Genomic DNA, 21,020 nt, shown 5'->3' on the forward strand with positions numbered 1-21,020 from the left:
TATTTTTTGAGATATATCTGAAACATTGCCGATTTATGATATGCACGTGCGCAATTATAAATTTTGTTTAAGGAGTTGAGAAACATTTGGGTAAAAAATGGAAATGGATCGGCGTGGCAGGTATCGTCAGCGCCATAACGCTGCTCCCCGCTCTCTCCGTGAGCGCGGATTCGGTTGCGGATACGGAGACGGCGGTGATTGCTTCCGATATCAAGCTGAGATTGAATGGAGTGGAATGGCAAGCAACGGATTCCAACGGCAACGTTATTTATCCAGTCATTATTAATGGCGTTTCCTACTTGCCGGTCCGCGCCTTGGCGGTGGCACTAAATACGGAAATAGGATGGGATGACAAAACCAGAACCATTATGATTGGTGACAAAGCTTCACAAAGCAGCAGCGGCTATAATGGCGAAGAATTCAAGAATGGCAAGACAACAGACACTCAGCAGTCCCCGGGACAAAGCGGGCAGCAAGCGTCTCAGCAGACTCCAGCTCAAGGCGGGCAGCAAGGTGCTCAACAGCCCCCGGCTCAAGGCGGGCAGCAAGGTGCTCAACAGCCCCCGGCTCAAGGCGGACAGCAAGGTGCTCAGCAGCCCCCGGCTCAAGGCGGACAGCAAGGTGCTCAGCAGCCCCCGGCTCAAGGCGGGCAGCAAGGCCCTCAACAGCCCCCAGCTCAAGGCGGGCAGCAAGGCCCTCAGCAGCCCCCAGCTCAAGGCGGGCAGCAAGGCCCTCAGCAGCCCCCAGCACAAGGTGGGCATCAAGGTTCCCAGCAGCCCCCCAGACCGGGTGGACCGCAAGGAAGGTAATGATCGCCTAATAAGCGTATAGAGAGGAGATGGAATATTGAAAAAGTATATGAAGCTGGTGGCCGTCGCCGGAATCAGTCTGCTGGTGGCAGCAACCGCCAGTTTGCAAGATGCTTCCGCCGCCTTAAAAACAATTACAGCTGTCGTAGCCAAGGATATCAATCTGGGTATCCATGGAGCGGCATGGACTCCAACCGACTCCTCCGGAGAAACCATTTACCCGGTTGTCATTGACGGGGTATCGTATTTACCGGTTCGTTCGTTGGCGCAAGCCCTTAATACCGAGATCGGCTGGGAGGACGAAACACGAACAATTATCATCGGCGGCGAGCAGCACAGCCATGCAAGCAGCGACATTGATTCCGGGAGCCATTCGCACAGCTCGACGAACAGCGCAGGAACAACCCCTACATATGCGCCGCCGCTAACCGCACTGCCCATCGGTGACGGCAAAGTATCGACGGACGGCCCCAAAGTCGGCTATGTTTACGTAGCAAAAAGCACATTTAACGGTGGCGGATCTACAGCAAACGCCGATTGGTTTAATGGTGACGGGACGTACGACAGCACAAAAAAACCGATCGTCGACGGCAGTGTATTATGGAACTCGGAATTGACGATAAAAGTCGAGGGTGACAAACGTATCTTCACCGGCAACAAGCTGCCGGATCATCCGACAGGCAATTATCCGGTTGCCCGCAATGACGATGCATACAACTACGACAGAAATCCAAACACAATCGGCGAACATAATTTCCGGCTCGTTCTTCCGGCAAATCCGACTGCTGCAGCCAAGCCGTCGCCTCTCCCCATGGGGGCAATCGGTATTATGACTACCGGAAGCGTCATTTTCAACGCCGTTGACGATATGGGCAGGGATGCGGCAGCACATGAGATTCAGGACAAATGCTCGGGGCATCCCGAAAGCAGCAAAACGTATCATTATCATAATCTGTCGCCTTGTATCGACGACGTATCGACAGGGCAGCACTCTCCGCTGATCGGATATGCGCTGGACGGATTCGGCATTTACGGAAAGTATGGAGAATCGGGCGAGCTGCTGTCAAACGCTGACCTGGATGAATTGCACGGCCACACTCATGTCATCGAATGGGATGGAAAAAAAGTAGAGATGTATCATTACCATGTTACAAACGAGTATCCATATACACTTGGAGGTTATAAAGGGACGCCGGTGAAAGCGGAGTAACCGGTTGTTCCGGCCATTCGTCCGAAGGTACGATCCGAATACATTGTTGCGCCATGAAAGGCACCCGCGGGGTGCCTTTAGATGTTTCCATCGGATGCACATGGCTTTCTTTTCCCCGGTTTGCTGTACCGTATCCGCGGCCTTGAGATATTCTTGAAACTTTCAGCCATTATGATGAGGAATGCGGCTTCTATAATGATCTAAAGAGGAGGGATATGATGGCCAGCATCATGATTGTAGATGATTCGCCGATTATTCGGCGCAGTTTGCGCGCCATATTGGAAGAACAAGGACATTACATCGCAGTCGAAGCTGAGGATGCCAGGGCTGCGATTGAATTATATAAACACAACAAGATCGATCTGATCACTATGGATATTCAGCTCCCCGACATGAGTGGTATTGAGGCAGTTCGATTAATCCGGGAACGGAACCCGCAAGCGGTCATCGTAATAATCAGTTCAGTCGAACAAAAAAGCAAAGTGTATGCGGCGATTAAGATGGGAGCCAAACATTATATCGTCAAGCCATTTACTGCGGCTAAAATAAAAGAAGTCATCCATGCCGTACTCGGGGGTGAACCGATACAGAAGCAAGTCCCCAAGATCGAGTCCGTCACGAACTCGGCAGAAGAGAACAATAGCCCCCCTAAAAAACCGGAGCCGCTGAAACTGGAAGCCCCGATGTTGTCCGGTTTGCCGTTCGAGCTTCATCACATGAGCGACCGTATTACCCTTATTATCCAGCGGCATATAAATAATAACAATGTACGCCTTCTTCATCATTGCCTGATAAGCCTGCTCTACTTCCGCAAGGTGAAGTATGTTTTGGAGTTTTGGGAGCCGGTCCAGCATAACGACGGCTACCGCTTGCTTCTTGACTTCATTGCCGCCGTGCGTGATCGAAAGGGCACCGTTGGTGTAGTCACCAGCGACGAGGGATACTTCATCCAATTGCAAGCCAAGTTGAGAAGCGGCGTTTACCGTTCCCACAAAGAAATCAATTGGTAAACGGCCCCTGCTTAGCCACAGCCAAATATACGGCAGCAGGCAGGAAATAAGGCTTGATTTATCGAATATTGACAGAAAGTGCGCACTGCAGGCGGGAATTCGGTAGCTAAACCCCGAATCAAGAATGGGGCGGATGGCCGGACCCGGTGCCATATCCGGAGCCCCGCTCTTCATAAGGACTCGGGTACGAACGGACGAACGCTTTGGCAGCCTGTATCTGGGAGGTTAAACGTGAAGAAGATACTGATTGTGGAGGACGAACCCGATATTTTGATGGTTTTGCGGGCCTACCTGACAAAAGCCGGATATACGACGGAACGGGCCTACGATGGGGCTCAGGCACTGAATCTGTTTGAGCAATGGAAGCCATCGCTTGTGCTGCTTGATATTATGCTGCCCGACATGGACGGGTGGTCGATACTGGAGTATATCCGGCAGAAGAGTTCCTGTCCGGTCATTATGTTGACTGCTCTCGGCAACATTAACAATCGGCTTTCAGGGCTGAATAAAGGCGCCGATGATTATATATGTAAGCCTTTTATCGGAGAAGAAGTGGTCGCCCGCGTCCAAACGGTGTTAAGGCGGATGCCCCAGATTAAAACGGAGAATACGACGATATACGGAAGCCTGAAAATCAATCTCTCCTCACGCGAGGCCACTTTGAACGGCAGTCCCCTACAATTGACGCCGCGTGACCTAACCTTGTTATTGTTCCTTGCGGACCATCCGAACCAAATCTTCTGCCGGGAGCAATTGATCCGATCTGTATGGGGAATGGACTACGACGGCAGCGACCGTGCCGTCGATATCGCCGTGAATCGAATTCGCCAATCCTTGGCGAATTGGCCCGCCGAAGAAGGAGAGATCGTCACTTTGAGAGGTATAGGGTATAAACTGCGTGTTAACCAATAATCATAAAAGCCTTCTTTACTACTGGTCCGTCCGTTATTTTCTGATCATGCTCGCAAGTTCGGCTATCGTAGGTATGATCACGTTATATGCGATTCAAAAAAGCGCTCTGTCCAACCAATACAACGGAATGAAACAGATGGTCCGCGATATCGGGAAGTTAGTAGAGGAACATGGAGGGGAACTCCCTGAGGACCTGGCGTTGAATCGTTATCTGATCGACAAAACGGAGCAATATCGTCTGCAGAACAGACCGATTATGTTTATCATGGATAAAAAGGGACGTATCGTCCAGCAATTTCCCGAGGCCCCTCCTCATGAGGCAGCCCAATTGCGTTCCCGACTGGCGGACATACAAACGGGGGGAGCGCATATTTTCGCTCTGAAGTCGCAGGAAGGCCATCCGCCATTCCTGGTGGCCGTTCATCCGGTGAAAATCTCCTCTTCCATTACGGGTTATGTACTGTACCTGATGCCAAAAGTAAACGCGCTGCAGGGGCTGCTTCACTTCAGGTTTATAACGTTAATCGGGCTTGCGACTTGTTTATTCATCGGCTGGGGAATTGTTTATCTGATGACGCAACGTTTAGTGAAACCGATTCAAGAAGCGGTCGACGCCGCCAACCAGATTGTAGCCGGAGACTACAACATTCAACTGGATAAAAAGCATGATGAGAAGGAAGTCCATGAGCTGATGCAAGCGTTCAAGGAAATGGCCGAGCGATTAAGCCGGCTGGAAGCGCTTCGTACGCAGTTGTTAGCCGGCGTCACACATGAACTGAAGACACCTATTACGTCCATTAGCGGCTTGATCCAAGCTGTAAGAGAAGGCGTCGTCAACGGCGAAGAAGCGGAAGCTTTTCTGGATAGCTGTCTGCGGCATAGCAACCGTCTGCAAAAAATGGTCGAGGATTTGCTCGATTTCAATAGCTTTGCGTCCAATGCCGTTACGGTCCGGCAGGAGCTCTTTGATCTGAAAAATGCGCTGACGGACATTACAACAAGGTGGCGATTAAGCCAGAAGCAGCAAGCCTTGGAACTGGTCGTTGAGGCGGAAAGCGATGATACGAGCTGGCAGGTTCTCTCAGACCCGATTCGTATCGAGCAAATCATGGTCAATTTGTTGAACAATGCGAAGGATGCGATGATAATCGCCGGAACCATCCGTGTTCAACTTTCGTTGAATCTGACCGAACTCCAGGTCCAAGTGCGGGATATGGGGCAGGGAATTCCCGCCGCGGAACAGGAGAACGTATTCGAACCGTTTTATCGCGGGGAAAACAAGAAAAGACGGGTACGCGGTCTTGGTCTTGGACTGCCATTCAGCAAATTGGTGGCGCGTTCCTTGGGCGGAGATCTGGTATTGTCCGAAAGCAAACCCGGAAAGACCATATTTACATTGTCGATTCCCGCCAACGGCTCCTGTTAAACCATGGGCATCCCGGCTTGCTGCCGAATCGCGGTTCAACGGAAGTTTTTAACGGTAGAGAAAAAAAGTACAGTTTTCTCGAACATTCGAGAAACCGTACCTTTTCAGGTATTAATGCAACTTTTCCAGCAGCCTTCTGTGACCGTTCTTCAAAATGACCTGCCGTCACAGTTTGCTTATCCCGGAGGTTGTCATCTACGTCTCCTTTCGGCACGATGACCGAATGGCTCCGTTCGCGTCGGTAGGGTACTCCGACCATCGAATTTCTTGTGCTTATACCACACGGCTACCGCTCCAGCTCAGCCATGACTACGCGGTGCCGCTCCTCTAATTTGAGCAGCAGTTCCTCCGCCCGCCGCTCTTGGCTTAATTCGATGGCATTCTGCAATTCATCGGCCGCCTTCGCCAACTCGGCAGCGCCGATCGCACCAGCCGCTCCCTTTAATGTATGAGCCAGCGCGACGGCCGCCCCCTTCTCTCCGTGGAGCAGCGCCAATCGCAGGTCATGAACCGCTTCGCGGTGTTTTTCCAAAAACAACTTCCTAATCCTCCCGTACAACGCCTCATTACCGCCCAGGCGCTTCAGCGCGTCTGCCTCGTTCAGCCCGCTTGCTTCCGTCTTCGGTTCCACGCCGGCCGCCACTTGCGACCACGCCCCCATTCTCGATACTTGAATGTACCGCTGCAGCAGCCCGAACAACTGGACAGGGTCAAAAGGTTTCGCGATATACGCGTTCATGCCGCCCTCCAGCACCTGCTCCCTAACTCCCTTCATCGCATCAGCCGTCATCGCGATGATCGGCGTATGTGTCCAACGCGCCTGCCCTCGGATTCTCCGAGCGGTTTCATAGCCGTCCATCACCGGCATCTGCAGGTCCATCAGAATCGCATCGTACCCGCCGACTCTATCTTCGCCGAGCCTTTCCAACGCCTCCATGCCATTCGCGGCTATATCGACCTGTACACCCATTCCGTTCAGAATCTCTTTGGCTACCTGCTGATTAATTTCATTATCCTCCACAATCAGCACGGAAGCGTTTCGCAGCTCTGTATACTTGTCCTCGTGTTCGAAGCCATTCCCTGCCGCTTCCCCTGCGGGCCATCGGTGCTGTACCAGCCTAAGCAGTTCCTTGGACAGGCGCGCCTCACCGATCGGATAATACAGCACCTTCTCTACAGCCGCTGTCTGCAGCTCCGAGACGTATTCGCCGCTAATCCACGCAAACCCCGCGTTATCCTCGCGCAGCCGGTTAGTCAGCTGTGCCACATCCGATCCTTGCAGCTGCCAATCCGCAAGCACAAGATCGTATCCGCCCTTCTGCACGGCTTGTTCCACAGCCCCCGTATCGGAACCGCTAACGCACACGGCATAACCAAGCTGCTCCAGCTGCCGTTTCAACACCACACGCAGCTCCGCGTTATCGCTGATCAACAGCACCTCCAGCCTATTCAGCCGGTCTGTCTGCCGGGGCGCATGCTCCTCTTTCGCCAATTCCCCCATGCCTGCTGCAAAACGCGCTGAAAATAGAAAACAGCTCCCCTTTCCCTGCTCGCTTTCCACACGGATCGTGCCGTCCATCAACTCGGCCAAATTTTTGCTGATGACCAGCCCCAACCCGGTTCCGCCATACTTTCGGGTCGTGGACATATCGGCCTGTGTAAATTCGCGAAAAAGCATCTCCTGCTGCTCCGGCGTAATACCGATTCCCGTATCTGACACGGCAAATTCCAGCACCGTTTCCCGCTCATTTTCCTCAATCAGCCGCACCTCGATAGCAACCGCTCCCGCATGCGTGAATTTGACCGCGTTATTGGACAGATTCAGCAGGATCTGACTTAACCGGAACGGATCTCCGATCAGCCGCTGCGGCACGTCCGGCTTCACCGACAACCGCAGTTTTAGCCCTTTGTCCAGCGCCTTAATGCTGATCAAATTCGAGATATGGCTTAATACTTCATACAGATCAAAGCTCACCTGCTCGATGACGATTTTCTTTGCTTCAATTTTAGAAAAATCCAACACGTCGTTAATGAGAGTCATGAGATTTTGCGCCGAAAGCACAGTCTTGTCCACATATTCCAACTGCCGTTCCGTCAGGTTTGTCTGCTGCAGCAAATAACTCAGGCCGATCACCGCATTCAGCGGGGTCCTCATCTCATGGCTCATATTGGCCAAAAACTCGCCTTTGGCGCGATTGGCCGCTTCCGCCGTTTCCTTCGCTTCGGCAAGCAGCGTATGCTTGTGCTCCAACTCGGCGGTGCGCTCCGCCACCAATTCCTCCAGATGCTCCGCTAACGAGCGGTACCGCTGTTCGCTCTCTTTCAACTGCTTCTCCGTTTCGTATCTTCTGATTTCATACGCAATCAGCGAATAAAACACGGGTACGGCAACCACATGGAAGATGACAAAAGCCACAGAATACTGCTTCAAGAACAGAGCTTGGGTTACCGGGGAAGCTGAAAACGACCAGCCCAGCATTTGCAGCGCCACAACAAGCCCGAGCAGCCATCCGAAGCGATCCATAAACCCATCGTACCGCCGGTTCAAACGATATGCTGCGATGCTGAGCAGCGCTGCGGTAATCAACGTGCCGACCGGGAACACCAGACCGCCGCCCAAGCTGATCCGATACGCACTGAGCGCGGCAGCAGTAACCACAGCGGACAGAGGCCCGCCAATTAAACCTGACAGCACAACACTGATCAGCCTGACATCCATACGAAAGCCGTTTTCGATGACAATCGGCATTTGCATGATCAGAAAACCCATAACCGTAAAACAGAGGCCAAAGATAATCGCCTGGGTTATCTTGGAGCGCTTCGCAGAGAACGGATACAGCCACCGCAAAATAAAAACGAAAATAACGACCAGGGCACTGCATTGCGCGTATTTATAAAAAAAATCCACTTCATCACCCCTAGTGGACAAGTCCCGGCGTACCCGGGATCCTCTTATAATTTCGGCTAAATTTTAGCATGCCGCACAATATCTTGTAAACGCTTAAGCTGCTTAATTTATATTTATTTTTTTGTGTGCTCGTTCTTTGGACTTTTCATTAGAAAACCCTCTTAGAAACGCCAAAAAAGGCGCACAGCACAAAACGTACTGTACGCCGAATACCGAGGTTCCACACGGCCTCTCGCCCCTTGTTCCTCTTCTGTTTCCATGCAGCTGCATCATAAGCAGCAAAGTTCATCCTAGTGCCGGAGCACCTGCTCCAGGTTCAGAAGGCATACGAGGCCGTTGTCCGTTTTACCGAAACCAATGATGCAGGAGCCGTCTTGTCCCCCTACAACATCCAAAGGAGGCTGAATCTCCGATATCGCAACGACCCGGTTGACCTGGTCTACAATCATGCCGACCATTTCGTCCGCATAATGAATAACGACAATCCGAGTCGCTTTCGTATACGCCGCCTCCGCCATCCGGAAACGGCTGCGAAGGCATATCACCGGCACGATGCTGCCTCTTAAGTTGATGACGCCTTTCACGTAGTTTTTGCTAATTGGTATTTTGGTAATATCCTGCAGCTTGATGATCTCGTGAATGTCTTGAATTTTAACCACATATTTCTCGTTATCTATGCCTACTTCGATATATTGCTCCTGATGGACCGCATTCATGTAGTCACCTTCTCACAACTTAAAAATGGCTACATTGCCGTTTAATTCTTCCGCCAATTGAGCAAGCGACTGGGCCGTCGTGGCGGTTTCTTCGCTGCTGGCCGCGGATTCCTCCGTTGCTGCGGAGATGCTTTCAATAGAGATCAGCACTTCCTCGGTTTGAGCCGCCTGCTCCTCGCTGGCCGCCGCAATCTCCGCCGCTTTGTTTGCCGTTTCGTTGACCAGCAGTACAATGTTTTTAAAAGCTTCGCCCGATTGCAGCGACGAAGCGACACCTTCGCTTACGGATTTTACGCTTTGCCGGGTATTCTGCTGCATCCCCTTAATAATCGATGTAATTTGCTTGGTCGCTTCACTGCTGCGTTCCGCCAGCTTGCGGACTTCATCCGCCACCACGGCAAAACCTCTGCCTTGTTCCCCCGCTCTGGCCGCTTCAATCGCCGCATTCAGTGCAAGCAGATTCGTCTGGTCGGCAATATCGTCGATGACTTCGATAATTTCGCCAATTTTGTCAGAGTCCGCTTCCAATCGAGACATCTGCTCATTCACGAGATTCATTCCTTCTATAGATGCCTGTACGACGACGCCCCCGTCTTGCGCGGTTTCCATCGTTTTGTTCGCCAGCTCGGACGCCATCTCCGCATTTCTCGCTACCGAGCCGATCGCCAGCGATAATTCCTTAAACAACTCGTTCATCGATTGAGCCGCTTGCGCTTGGCTTGAACTGCCGCTGGCGATTTCCTCGGTGGTGGCCGATATTTGCTGAGCCGCGGCAGATACGCTTTCTGCAGAAGCTAACGCCGATCCGATGATTTTGCGCAAATTAAACACCATCTTATTAATCGATTCGCCTAACTGTCCGACCTCATCCTTGGTGTTTATATCCGACGTCTGCGTCAAATCTCCTTCGGCCACATTAGAGATCAGATCGACGACCCGGTTAAGCGGACGTGCGATCATTTGAGAAATTCCATAACCGAGCCCGATGCTGAAGAGCAGCGAAATCACAATCACGGTAATGGTCACCGACCGCGATGAACGGAACAATGCATCCCCTTCCATGTTGGCTTTATCCGCCAAATTCACGTTGATGCCGATCAGCTGATCCAGCAAATTGTTTACATCATCTCCGGTTTTACGGATGTCTCCGGTTTTAAACGAAGCTTTAAAGACATCGTCTTTCCCTTCATATATCATCTGAATTCCTTGATCCACAGCTTTCAGGTAGTCCTGCCATGCGGGATCGAATTTCTTGATCGCTTCAAGTTCTTCCTCGGACAGCCGTGTTTTGCGGTAGGCGCTGATCGTGGTTTCGATCTCTTTTCTGAAACCTTTCCCTTTGTCGACCATCTGGTCCCTGTCGGTTTTATTATCGGCGTCGTTAATATCTCTGAGGTTAAGCCTCAGCCGTTGATACAAGATTTGCGTGTTCGACAGCATTTGGGCCGGCGTCAAATTGTTCTTATACATATCGGACAAGCTGTCGTTGATTTTGTTCAAATTCGTCAAACCGTAGATGCCTACAAAAACCAATACCATGGAGACGATAAAAAACGATGAGATCAGCTTAACCGACGTCTTTAAATTAAAATACCATTTCATGGCAATCACTCCGTTATTGTTAGTAATGGTTGGTATATATTCCCCCATAAGACGGGGACAGTGTTACAAACAGCCGGACATAGTCGCTGTCGAACTGTGTGCCGCTGTGGTATTGCAATTCGTCCACCGCTTCGCGGAATGACAATCCTTTACGATACGGCCGGTCGGAGACCATGCAGTCGAATGAATCGACAATGGCGCATATCCGAGCCAACACGGGAATCTCGCCGCCGCTTAAACCGTAAGGATACCCTTGGCCGTTCAAACGCTCATGATGAAGTTCGATAATCTCGGCAATTTGCCGATCAATCCCTTCGTACTCCAGCAGTTTGGATGCGCCCAACCGGGTGTGCTGCCGCATCACTTCCCATTCCGAGGCGCTGAGCGCCGAATCCTTGAGCAAAATGTCATCCGGCACAAAGATTTTTCCGATATCATGCAAATACCCTCCCAAGATAAGAACATTCGCTTGTTTGTCATGCAAATTCAATCGCTCCGCCATGGCCTCGCACAATTGTCCGACTCTGATGCTGTGTTCATAGGTGTTCGGATCCTTTTCTAACAGCCGGTCCATGATATCCTTGTACACCCGCTCCTCCATGCATCCGCTCCTTCCTTCCGAATTGCCGCAAAATAAAAAGACGTCTCCATGCCGTTCAGGAGCCCATCTTTTCAGGAGGGCAGCTGGCTGGCATGACGCTTGTAACGAACAAACGCTTTAGCCCCTCTAGCTTTGCGGCCCCGCCTTTCAGCAGGTGTGCCTTTAAACCTAATTATTTCGATAACGAAATTGTTATATATTTCTCAAAGTGCCCAAATCATGGTAAAGTAGGTATTCGCACAATTATCGTTGTTCGAACCAAACAAGGAGGAAAAAGCAGATCTATGTCAATTTCTGGATCTTTTTCTCGACATCCGGCCCAACTGCAGCACGGCGAACATTATTCTAACGATCAAATCGTCAATATGTTTTTTGCAGCTTATCCGCGCTCGAAATATACGGTGAGGAATTATCGCAGCGCGTTTAACAAATTCCGCAGCTTTATCGGGGACAAGTCTCTAAAAGATGTGACTTGGAAAGAAGTCGAAATCTACAAAATCGGCTTGATGGAGGGGCTGTTAAGCAAACAAAACACACCCCAGGCGCCTGCAACCGTCGCGATTCACATCGCCCCTTTACGGTCTCTGTATAAATGGGGAAGCGATTCCAATATAGGCATTTTTCATCATAACCCGCTTACGAGCGTCCGTACGCCCAAGATCTCGATAACGAGCAGAAATCATTACTTAACTAAAAAAGAAGTCGTTCGTCTCTGCGAACAATTAAAAAGGCAAGGCCCACGCGAGTATGTAATCGGACTGACTTTGGTTTTACTGGGGCTGCGGGTTTCCGAACTGGTCTCTATGGAATGGGGGCATTTTCACATGGATCCCGAGGAAAGCTCGGTCTGGCTGACAGTCCATGGCAAAGGCGAAAAAGAAAGGGAAGTGAAGGTCCCGCAAATGCTTTGGGACCTGTATACAAAACATTTCCCCCAGTTATTGCAAAAGACTGCTCCGCCGTCAATCAAAAGGATCTTCCCTCTCTCCGTCAGACGCGTTGAGAAGATGATCCAAAGAGCACGCGAACAGTGCGGATTAGGAAAAAAGGTAACGCCTCACTGGCTCAGGCATACCAATGCGACTCTGGCCCTACTTCGGGGGGCCACCTTGCAGCAGGTCCAAGAATCGCTGGGGCACTCGCATATCAACACAACGCAGCGTTATCTGCACACGGTCCAACAAATAAAAAAAGCAGCCCCCGATTTTGTCGAAGACAGCCTTAAAGACAGTTTATAGTAAATTAATACTAGGTCACTTGTATTGTCAGAGCAAATTTAATATAATGCAAAATATCGGGTTATTTGTAGAATTCACTAATAATATGAAGAATTTTCATATAAATTGTCGAACAACGATAATTGTGCGAACCTTACTTTACTATATTTGCGCCAATAAAAAAAGTTTACTAGAAACCTTCCGGCAACTCACAGCGAGTGCTGGGGTTCCGATTTTGAATATACAGCGTTGAAAGGGGGCCCTTTGGGCTCCTTTTCGCTTAGTAGCAAGTATTTCCGATAGGGACCGGAAGCATACGGCGCAAGCAGCGGTGTATTCCAAAGCTTTCGTCCTAGAATCTGATAACCGTGTTTATTGAAGCAAACTTTTCATTCATGGATCGCCAACGGCAGCGAAAAAAGGTTATCCCGAAAGAACTGTTTTCAATCGCGATAACCTTTTTGGTGTCTGATCCAACCCTGCGAAGCTGCTACATTCCCCTATAAGCGAAGACTCAGCACGTAAATGCGTTTATCATCCGCGCGTTGAGGCCGATATATCTCCAGAAAAAGCCGTCCCACCGGAAGCCGGCGACCGAATTTGAACCGATAAATACTGGGAAGAACCAGAATTGCGCGCCGTTGATTAGCCAAACATAGGTAAACCGAAACAAACAGCCTCTAAGCGCTCCCGGATTTACAAACGTGCCGGCTGCCGTAAACGGCTTTGGCGGCGCAAAAGGCGGAGGCGGGGTCGTTGGTGCCTGCACACCGCCTGGCGCCCCAGGGAAACCTGGGCCGCCAGGCGCCCCAGGAAAACCGGGACCGCCGGGACCCCCAGGGAAACCAGGACCGCCGGGACCCCCAGGGAAACCAGGACCGCCAGGCACTCCAGGGAAACCAGGACCGCCAGGCATCCCAGGGAAACCGGGGCCGCCGGGCACTCCAGGAAAACCAAGACCGCCAGGCGTTACAGAACGAACAGACGATTTTCGTCCCGGTGTACCGGCTGCCGGAGTCGAACTACCGGACTGCGAACTGCTGCGCATAGGCGAGGAAGCTGAAGACAGCGACGGCGAACTCGTTCGGCGATTGGAATGGCGAGATTTATTCACTCGATGTGATCGGGATTTCATAAGTAACCTCCAGGGCAATCGTGATATTAAACCAGCGTGTATATGATAAACTATGCCACGCGTGCACATTTGACACGGGAGGAAAATAAAAAAATCGTGTTTAACCTAGTAGTCACTAACTACCGCCTAGGATGACTAGAAACTACTTTCAATCCGTTCTGGTTTGCAAACTGTTGAACAAAACAAAAAGGGCCGCAACAGCCCGCCTACCGGAACCCGTCACAGCCCCAAACCGCGTCCCACGCGGTCTCTCGCCTTTTACTCTTCTCCCGTGGCGATCGGATTATCGCTATACGAAATCCAATCGCTCCAGCTACCCGCATATAACCTCACATTATTAAAGCCCGCTTCCTTCAGCGCCAGCACATTGGGGCATGCCGTGACGCCCGAGCCGCAATAGACGATGATTTCCTCATCGCGGGACAGGTCCTTAAAGCGCTCCTGCAGCGCTTCCGACGACTTCCAGTCTCCCTGCTCGTTAAGCGCATCCTTCCAAAAATAACTTTTGGCGCCGGGAATATGTCCTGCCGCTTTGTCCAGCGGCTCCTCGAGGCCCAGATAACGCCTGTTCTCGCGGGAATCGACAAGCACCGTTCCTACTTGGCCGATGCGCTGCTTCACCTCTTCCATGCTGGCAAGCAGCTGTGTCTGAGGTTGCGCTTTATAGACGGTCGAGTGCGGAGTAGTTGCTTCATCCGTCACCGGATATCCGGCTTCTTTCCATTTGGTGTATCCGCCATCCAGCAGGAACACCTTTTGATGGCCGAGATACGTCAGCATCCACCATAAGCGGGAAGCCATTGCGCCGCCTTGATCGTCGTATACGATAACGGTGGAATGGTTGTCGATTCCCGCCGCGCCCAGTTGTTCGGCAAAAGCCTGCATATCGGGAAGCGGATGCCGGCCGCCATGCTCCCCGACGGGATCGGACAAATGGCGGTCCAGATCAAAATATACGGCTCCGGGTATATGGTCTGCCGTGTAACTCTCCTGACCGGCTGATGGCTTGCCCATCACAAAGCGGCAATCTGCAATAACGACATGCTCGTCGTTGCCATGTTCAAAAAGCCATTCCCTATCTACAATATGCTTCAAGCGGATCGCTCCCTTCGTCATAACGGTTCATTTTCTCCAGTATACAATGGACCGCTCCATAAGGGAAACATTGGAACTTATTCCTAACCACCCGAAAGCCGATTTGCATGTGATCGTCGGTACCACTAATATAAAAAGCATCCGTTACTATAAAGAGTATCTATGGTTCAAAAAGGAGGACACGGACTTGTCCCAGCTGAATACGCAATTTACGCTGATTCCGATGACGGAAGAGCATGGAAAGCTCATATGCGGCTGGAAATATCCCGCGCCTTACGATATATATAATTGGCCCTCATGGGAACAGATGAAGCGGCATGAAGAAGAGTTCGCCGACCCGCGCATCCGCTCATCCCAATACCATGCGGTCATCGACGCAAGCGGCGAGCTTTGCGGTTTTGCGCAGCTGTTTCCGATGCTGGGTGTAACCCGGCTGGGTCTGGGCATGAAGCCGGACCGGTGCGGCCGCCGCCAAGGCGCCGGTACAGCCTTTGTAAAAGCCATTGTGCAGGAAGCCCGCAGATTGAAGTCGGACGATGAAATCGACCTGGAAGTGCTGACGTGGAATGAACGAGCAATCCGGACGTATGCCAAAGCAGGTTTTGAGCCGACCGACAGCTATGAGAAAATGACACCGAAGGGCATGTCCGCTTTTTACTGCATGGTTTACCGCGATTAGGAGCGATGCCGCTTGAACCGGATTTTTCGCAGAGACAGCGCGTCCGGCAGTGACATGCTTTGCGTCCAATGATCCGGCAGTAACTGGTTCACTGGTTACTTATCCCGAGGCCGCTTACGAGATCGCCTGCGCATACACCGCGTCATAACGTGCTGCCGAGGTAAAATCCAGCTCTGTCAATCCTCCCGCGCTCCAACTGGTCAATCGAAGCGTCACCAGTTTATAGTCAATTGCGATCATCGGGTGATGGTTCAATTCCTCCGCAATCTGCGCAACTTCATTGACGAAAGCGACCGAACCCGTAAACGCGGGAAAACGGTACTTTTTCACAATCCATTTCCCGTCTTCCCGGCTCCAGCCGGCAGCCCGTTCCAGCCGCTCCGCAATCCGCTCTTCAGTCAGCTTCATCCAAACACCGCCATTTCCTTATATTCCCTATATCATATCAAAAAAACGACGGTGACGACATTGGTCCCGCTGCTGACCACGATAATATGGCGATTGCGGTCATGCCGGATCGCGCTGCCGCTGTGGCGGATCGCCCCGCCTGAACCCAGTCCGTAAAACACATCGTCGGCCAGCGTACGCAAGCATTCGGAGCGTTCCGTCAGCTCCATCGCTTCCCAATCTTCCCGCCCCATATCCAGCAGTTCGTAGCAGCCGCGGACCGAAGACAAAGCTTCGCTCAAATCGGCAATGATGTCCGAATATTCCCGTGCGTACCTTACTCCCATCGTATTCCCCCCTTCCCTTGAAAAAAAGAATCGTGTTGGCATGACAACATATAGTATGGCCTTGAGCAATTTTTTTCAAAATCTGGTACACTAGAAGTATTATCTTTTTTACGGAAAATAAGTGGAGTGAAGGAGATTCGTCCGATGCTAAGGCTGCAAATTCCAAAAAACCGGATGAATTATTTGATTGACGGGCTGCAGGCTCATTATGACGCGGCACAAGTCGAAAACGGTTGGGACTTATTCCACAAAGGCAAAATATCCGGCGTCGAGCTCTACGGCGTCGAGATCCATGCTTTGGTCCGGGAATCCCGCGCTTACGACGTCATCATCGATCTGGAGGATTTCAAAAAAAGCGAATGCAGCTGTCCCGATGAGGGCTGGTGCGCCCACATCCCTGCAACGGTATTTGCGCTGTATGTGCCTTACGGGCGCCCCGAGCTTCTGCTTCAGCATCTCAAAAAAGAGCTGCTGGTCAAAGCCAAGCAGCAGCAAGCCCGCACCGGCGGTCCACGCGGCGATAAGAAGCAGGATCAGGTCGTTGCTCCCGCCGAGAACAAGCCGCCTTCTTCATGGCACCGCTATTTTGACCAGCAGTTTTACGGATTCTCGGTAACGCATCAATCCTCGATTGAAGCGTTCTACCAGACGGCGCAAGAGACGCTTGGCAAGCTGGCCGAGCAATGGCCGGACCCGCTGCTGCAGTTGTACCGGCTTCATGTCGTGTTGTTTATTATGCGAAAAACCGAGCAGTTCTTTCTGGACAGCAAGTCTTCGTATTTGTCGCATTACCACGAGTCCGGCTGCAAAGCGGTCGCCAAGCTGTGCCTTGATCAATCGCTGGAGCTGCTGCCGGAGCTGCCGATCGAGCAGTTGCTGAAGCAATACAACGGATACGTAAAAGAAACGGCCGCCATGCTGTCGGAGCATATGCTGCAATCCAAGGACACGCCGCTGGATTGGCTGACCGTGTACCGGCAGTTCTGGTGGCGGGCCGCCGAGCAGAAAACGTGGATACAGGAAGAACTTAAGCATCTGCGGACCGAAGCGGAGAAATCCAATGTCACACCGCGCAAAAAGGACATTTTGCTGCTGGCCATGGCGCATTTCGCCGTCATCCGCGGCGATGATCAGGCAGCTATGCTGCAACTGCAGGAACTGAAAGTACGCGAGCCGCGCGATTTCTTCCTCTACTTATACAGATTTGAACGGATGGGCGAATGGGAACGGATGCTCAGCCTGCTTAGATGGCTGACTCCAGCCATGCAGCGGGCGGGCCAAGACGATTTCGGGGTATATTGCGGGTATTGGACGGAAGCCATGCAGCATCAGTCCAGCGATGAGGAATGGGTCGCCGTCATGGAGACGTTGCTGCCGCGCACATATTACTACTATACGGCGTATCTGCTCCAAACGTCGCGGTTTAAGCACTGGGTCGATCTCCAAATTTCGAACCGGATTTCACCCGCCAATTTATATGCAGCGGAGCTCAAAGCGGTTGAAGCCCATGATCCGGCGCTGCTGCTGCCGCTGTACACGCAAGCCGTGGAACGGTGCATCGTGGAAAAAAACCGGACTTCCTACGCCACCGCGGTCAAGCTGCTCAAAAAGCTGAACGGCTTCTATAAGCAGATCGGCGCGCCGCAGCGCTGGGATGAGTACATGGCCGGACTGTCCGCTAAATACAGCCGGCTTAGAGCGTTTCAGGAAGAATTGAAGAAAGGGAAATGGCTGCCATGATCGATCTGAACACGCTGACCGTCCATGCCCGGTGGCTTCCGGCCGGCTCATTTTTCATATGGGGAACCCGGGCCAACGGCGGGGTTTGGGATGCCATGGAGCTGAAAAACATTTTATTTGCGTGGCATCAGCCTTCCTTTTACGGCACTTTTCTGGACACGGCCGAGTGGTCGCAAAAAGAAGGGCTTACGCTGCCGGCGCTGGACGCCCTCGATTATTTCTGTGAGCCGGCCCATGCACAGCATATCAAGCTGCAATGGGACCACGAAACGTCGGCGCTGCTGCATTCCGCACCGGCGATTAAAGACGCGCTGCTCGGCGGGCAGTTCATGCCGGATTTCACCAAGTGGAAACACGGTCAGCTCGGCTGGAAGTTGAAGCTCGGGCCGGATACGCCGGAAGCGGAAGAACCAATCGTGCAGGAATGGATGGCCCAGCTCATCCCCGAATGGGTGGAGCAGGACGGCAGTATGAAAGAGAGTTTGCGCCAGCTGGAGATGGAGTACCCGAAGCTGCTCCGGGAAAATGCGCCTCATGATACATGGATGGACGAGGAGGACTGGCTTGTTTCCATCGGTTGGCAGACGGACGCCGCGCCTTACCGTTCCTGCCTCCAGCTCGTGGAGCCTCAGCAAGGGGCCTATTGGCAGCTGCGCTTCATTCTGCAGAACCGCGCCAACCCTGATGCCGTGTTCGTCGTGAATGAGCTCGGCGAACCGCAGGAGGATCTTGCGCTGCCGGAGGGCTGGACGCCGGAGCGGCTGACCAAAGACATCGCCAAATGGGTGCGTATCGTTCCATGGCTTCGCCCGGAAGAAAGCGGGGGCATCCGCACCAAGCTGACTTCGGATGAAGCGTGGGATTTTCTGGCCGAGGACAGCCTGCGGTTGATTGAAGCCGGTTATACGATCTATCTTCCGTCCTGGTGGGAACGCATTCGCCGCTGGCGTCCGCGTCTCAAGGCACGGCTGAAGTCGTCCGCGGGTTCCGGCACATCGCTGTTCGGACTGGAGCAGCTGATGCAATTCGACTGGAAAATCGCCGTCGGCGATATGGAGCTGAGCGAAGAAGAGTTCCGCCAGCTGCTCACCGAAAAGCGTAAGCTCGTGCAACTGCGCGGGGCGTGGATACAGCTTGATCCTACCCAGCTTGCGAAAATTGAAAAAGCGATGAAACAAGTCGAGAAAAAACGCGGCTTATCGTTTCGTGATGTGCTCGAGCTGCACTTGCTTGGCCCGCTCTCCGATGACGAGGAGCTCGAGCTGGAGCGCTCGCTGCCGATTGAGGTCGAATTAAACGGGCAGCTCGAAGAGATGATGGAACTGCTGACACATGCCAAGCGGATTCCAGCCGTAACGCCGCCGGATACCTTTCAGGGGTCGCTGCGCCCTTATCAGCTCGATGGGATCTCATGGCTTTATTTTTTACGGCAGACCGGCTTAGGCGGCTGCCTCGCCGACGATATGGGGTTAGGTAAAACGATTCAATGGATCACTTATTTGCTGCTCGTCAAGCAGCAAAGCAACTCGGCTCAGCCGTCGCTGCTCATCTGTCCGACATCGGTGCTCGGCAACTGGCAGAAGGAGCTGCAGCGTTTTGCGCCGATGCTGAAGGTTCATCTGCACTACGGTCCGACCCGCGCTCACGGCAAGAAGTTTGCGGAAAGCTGTGAAGGTATGGATTTGGTGCTGACATCGTATACGCTCGCCCATCTCGATGAGTCCGATCTCTCCTCTGTGGAGTGGGATTCGATCTGTCTGGACGAAGCGCAAAATATTAAAAATGCATACACCAAGCAAGCTCAATCGATCCGCCAATTGTCCGGCAACCACCGGATTGCGATGACCGGTACGCCGATCGAGAACCGGCTCACCGAGTTATGGTCGATTTTCGACTTCTTAAATCCCGGATACCTTGGCTCGCTGCGCGACTTCACCCAGCGCTACGCGGTGGCTTTGGAGAAAACGCAGGATCCGGAGCTGATCGGCAGAGTACAGCGTCTCATTAGGCCCTTCCTGCTGCGCCGGGTGAAAAACGATCCGAACATCCAGCTCGATCTGCCGGAGAAAAACGAATACAAAACATTCGTGTCGCTGACCTCCGAGCAGGCGATGCTGTACGAAAGCCAAGTGCAGAACCTGCTTGAGCGGGTCGATAAGCTGTCCCCGATGGAACGCCGCGGGCACATTCTCGCTTCGCTGACCAAACTCAAGCAGGTGTGCAATCATCCTTCCTTGCTGCTGAAGGAAGATACCTCGCGCCCCTGGCAGAACCGTTCCAATAAAGTGGAACGGCTGCTCGAGATGGTGCAGGAGCTTCGCCAGGAAGGCGACCGCTGCCTGATCTTTACCCAGTTTGTGGAGACCGGGCTGCTGCTGCAGCATATTTTCCGTCAGGAGCTCGACGCGGACGTTCCATTCCTGCACGGGGGTACGCCGCGCAGCGTGCGCGAGGAAATGATCGAGCAGTTCCAGGACGTGAACGACACCGGCCACTCCGGTATTTTTCTGTTGTCGCTTCGTGCCGGCGGGATCGGGCTGAACTTAACCGCGGCCAATCACGTGTTCCATTTCGATCGGTGGTGGAATCCCGCTGTGGAGAATCAGGCCACCGACCGTGCCTTCCGGATCGGGCAAACAAGGCACGTGCAGGTGCATAAGTTTGTCACGCTTGGCACGCTCGAAGAACGAATCGACGAAATGATCGAACGTAAGCAAGGAATGAGCGAACAGATTGTCGGCAGCGGCGAAAACTGGATTACCGAACTGTCCACCGACGATTTGCGGGAAATGTTTATGCTGCGGTCGGAATGGGTCGAGGCGTAACCGGCCTGGCCGATTGGCACTGCTATGACGCCCAGCGGCTCTATGATTATGATCGGGTACGTTGGACTTGTAAAAAATACCCATGTACTGTAAAGTAGAACCAATATATACGGCGTTGACGAAGGACATGAGATATCCGGTCATTCACCCAGAGAGAAAGCCCATGGCTGCGAGGCTTTTCGAACGATCCGGTTATCTTCCCCCCTTCCAGCCGCGGCGATGAACGGCCTTTGGGCTTCAGTATTCGCTGCCGGGAGCTTCCGTTATCGGCATAAAGGACCGTGTCTGCCTCAATGGGGCTTCAGGTGATTGGACACAGTCAATAAGGGTGGTACCACGACGCATTCGTCCCTGACGAAGCGTCTTTTTTTTGCGCAACACTTCATTTTCATCGCCTTACA

At 52.4% G+C, this 21,020-nt stretch carries 16 protein-coding genes and 1 riboswitch; of the genes, 9 read left to right on the forward strand and 7 right to left on the reverse strand.

Annotated features, from left to right (window positions below; genetic code table 11):
* Positions 1-86: 86 nt before the first annotated feature.
* The 5 genes from EYB31_RS28340 (at position 87) to EYB31_RS28360 (ending at position 5,367) form a co-directional block, all read left to right on the forward strand.
* Positions 87-809 carry a stalk domain-containing protein gene (locus EYB31_RS28340; protein WP_131016842.1) on the forward strand — a complete coding sequence of 241 codons (723 nt, stop codon included), beginning with the start codon at positions 87-89 and terminating at the stop codon, positions 807-809.
* Between the two features lie 37 nt (positions 810-846).
* On the forward strand, positions 847-2,019 hold the full coding sequence (locus EYB31_RS28345; RefSeq protein WP_131016843.1) for a YHYH protein: 1,173 nt from the start codon (positions 847-849) through the stop codon (positions 2,017-2,019).
* A gap of 215 nt (positions 2,020-2,234) precedes the next feature.
* On the forward strand, positions 2,235-3,029 hold the full coding sequence (locus tag EYB31_RS28350; protein WP_240762939.1) for a response regulator: 795 nt from the start codon (positions 2,235-2,237) through the stop codon (positions 3,027-3,029).
* Between the two features lie 231 nt (positions 3,030-3,260).
* Positions 3,261-3,941, forward strand: a complete 681-nt coding sequence (locus tag EYB31_RS28355; RefSeq protein WP_131016844.1) for a response regulator transcription factor — start codon at positions 3,261-3,263, stop codon at positions 3,939-3,941.
* Positions 3,928-5,367 (forward strand): HAMP domain-containing sensor histidine kinase, encoded by a 1,440-nt coding sequence (locus EYB31_RS28360; RefSeq protein ID WP_131016845.1) that lies wholly within the window; start codon positions 3,928-3,930, stop codon positions 5,365-5,367. Before EYB31_RS28355 ends, EYB31_RS28360 begins: the two co-directional genes overlap by 14 nt.
* 286 nt (positions 5,368-5,653) lie before the next feature.
* Here the strand turns inward: EYB31_RS28360 and EYB31_RS28365 are convergent, their stop codons facing one another.
* From EYB31_RS28365 to EYB31_RS28380, 4 genes are all read right to left on the reverse strand, one after another.
* Positions 5,654-8,275 (reverse strand): response regulator, encoded by a 2,622-nt coding sequence (locus EYB31_RS28365; RefSeq protein ID WP_131016846.1) that lies wholly within the window; start codon positions 8,273-8,275, stop codon positions 5,654-5,656.
* A gap of 290 nt (positions 8,276-8,565) precedes the next feature.
* Positions 8,566-8,991, reverse strand: a complete 426-nt coding sequence (locus tag EYB31_RS28370) for a chemotaxis protein CheW (RefSeq protein ID WP_131016847.1) — start codon at positions 8,989-8,991, stop codon at positions 8,566-8,568.
* Positions 8,992-9,003: 12 nt separating this feature from the next.
* Positions 9,004-10,593: a methyl-accepting chemotaxis protein gene (locus EYB31_RS28375; protein ID WP_131016848.1), complete on the reverse strand. Its 1,590-nt coding sequence runs from the start codon at positions 10,591-10,593 to the stop codon at positions 9,004-9,006.
* Between the two features lie 19 nt (positions 10,594-10,612).
* The gene (locus tag EYB31_RS28380) at positions 10,613-11,194 is read right to left on the reverse strand and encodes an HD-GYP domain-containing protein (protein WP_240762941.1); all 582 of its coding nucleotides are present in this window, start codon (positions 11,192-11,194) and stop codon (positions 10,613-10,615) included.
* Positions 11,195-11,269: 75 nt separating this feature from the next.
* Positions 11,270-11,365, reverse strand: a riboswitch (cyclic di-GMP riboswitch).
* Between the two features lie 113 nt (positions 11,366-11,478).
* On the opposite strand from EYB31_RS28380, the gene EYB31_RS28385 reads away from it, so the two are divergent.
* Complete coding sequence (locus EYB31_RS28385; RefSeq protein WP_131016849.1) at positions 11,479-12,432, forward strand: tyrosine-type recombinase/integrase; 954 nt, start codon at positions 11,479-11,481, stop codon at positions 12,430-12,432.
* 1,372 nt (positions 12,433-13,804) lie between these two features.
* Here EYB31_RS28385 and EYB31_RS28395 read toward each other — a convergent pair.
* On the reverse strand, positions 13,805-14,641 hold the full coding sequence (locus EYB31_RS28395) for a sulfurtransferase (RefSeq protein ID WP_131016932.1): 837 nt from the start codon (positions 14,639-14,641) through the stop codon (positions 13,805-13,807).
* Between the two features lie 223 nt (positions 14,642-14,864).
* Between EYB31_RS28395 and EYB31_RS28400 the strand changes: the two genes are divergently transcribed.
* Positions 14,865-15,320, forward strand: coding sequence for a GNAT family N-acetyltransferase (locus EYB31_RS28400; RefSeq protein WP_131016933.1), 456 nt, complete (start codon positions 14,865-14,867; stop codon positions 15,318-15,320).
* A 114-nt stretch (positions 15,321-15,434) separates the two neighbouring features.
* Here EYB31_RS28400 and EYB31_RS28405 read toward each other — a convergent pair whose 3' ends face one another.
* Together EYB31_RS28405 and EYB31_RS28410 are read right to left on the reverse strand one after the other, a co-directional pair.
* Positions 15,435-15,728 carry a 4a-hydroxytetrahydrobiopterin dehydratase gene (locus tag EYB31_RS28405; RefSeq protein ID WP_131016851.1) on the reverse strand — a complete coding sequence of 98 codons (294 nt, stop codon included), beginning with the start codon at positions 15,726-15,728 and terminating at the stop codon, positions 15,435-15,437.
* Positions 15,729-15,760: 32 nt separating this feature from the next.
* On the reverse strand, positions 15,761-16,054 hold the full coding sequence (locus EYB31_RS28410; RefSeq protein WP_131016852.1) for a hypothetical protein: 294 nt from the start codon (positions 16,052-16,054) through the stop codon (positions 15,761-15,763).
* A 144-nt stretch (positions 16,055-16,198) separates the two neighbouring features.
* On the opposite strand from EYB31_RS28410, the gene EYB31_RS28415 reads away from it, so the two are divergent.
* Both EYB31_RS28415 and EYB31_RS28420 read left to right on the forward strand, forming a co-directional pair.
* Complete coding sequence (locus tag EYB31_RS28415) at positions 16,199-17,794, forward strand: SWIM zinc finger family protein (protein ID WP_131016853.1); 1,596 nt, start codon at positions 16,199-16,201, stop codon at positions 17,792-17,794.
* The gene (locus EYB31_RS28420; RefSeq protein ID WP_165452661.1) at positions 17,791-20,619 is read left to right on the forward strand and encodes a DEAD/DEAH box helicase; all 2,829 of its coding nucleotides are present in this window, start codon (positions 17,791-17,793) and stop codon (positions 20,617-20,619) included. The genes EYB31_RS28415 and EYB31_RS28420 overlap by 4 nt, the downstream gene beginning before the upstream one ends.
* The last annotated feature ends 401 nt before the right edge of the window (positions 20,620-21,020 follow it).

It is taken from the genome of Paenibacillus thalictri, assembly GCF_004307995.1.
Lineage (GTDB): Bacteria > Bacillota > Bacilli > Paenibacillales > NBRC-103111 > Paenibacillus_AF > Paenibacillus_AF thalictri.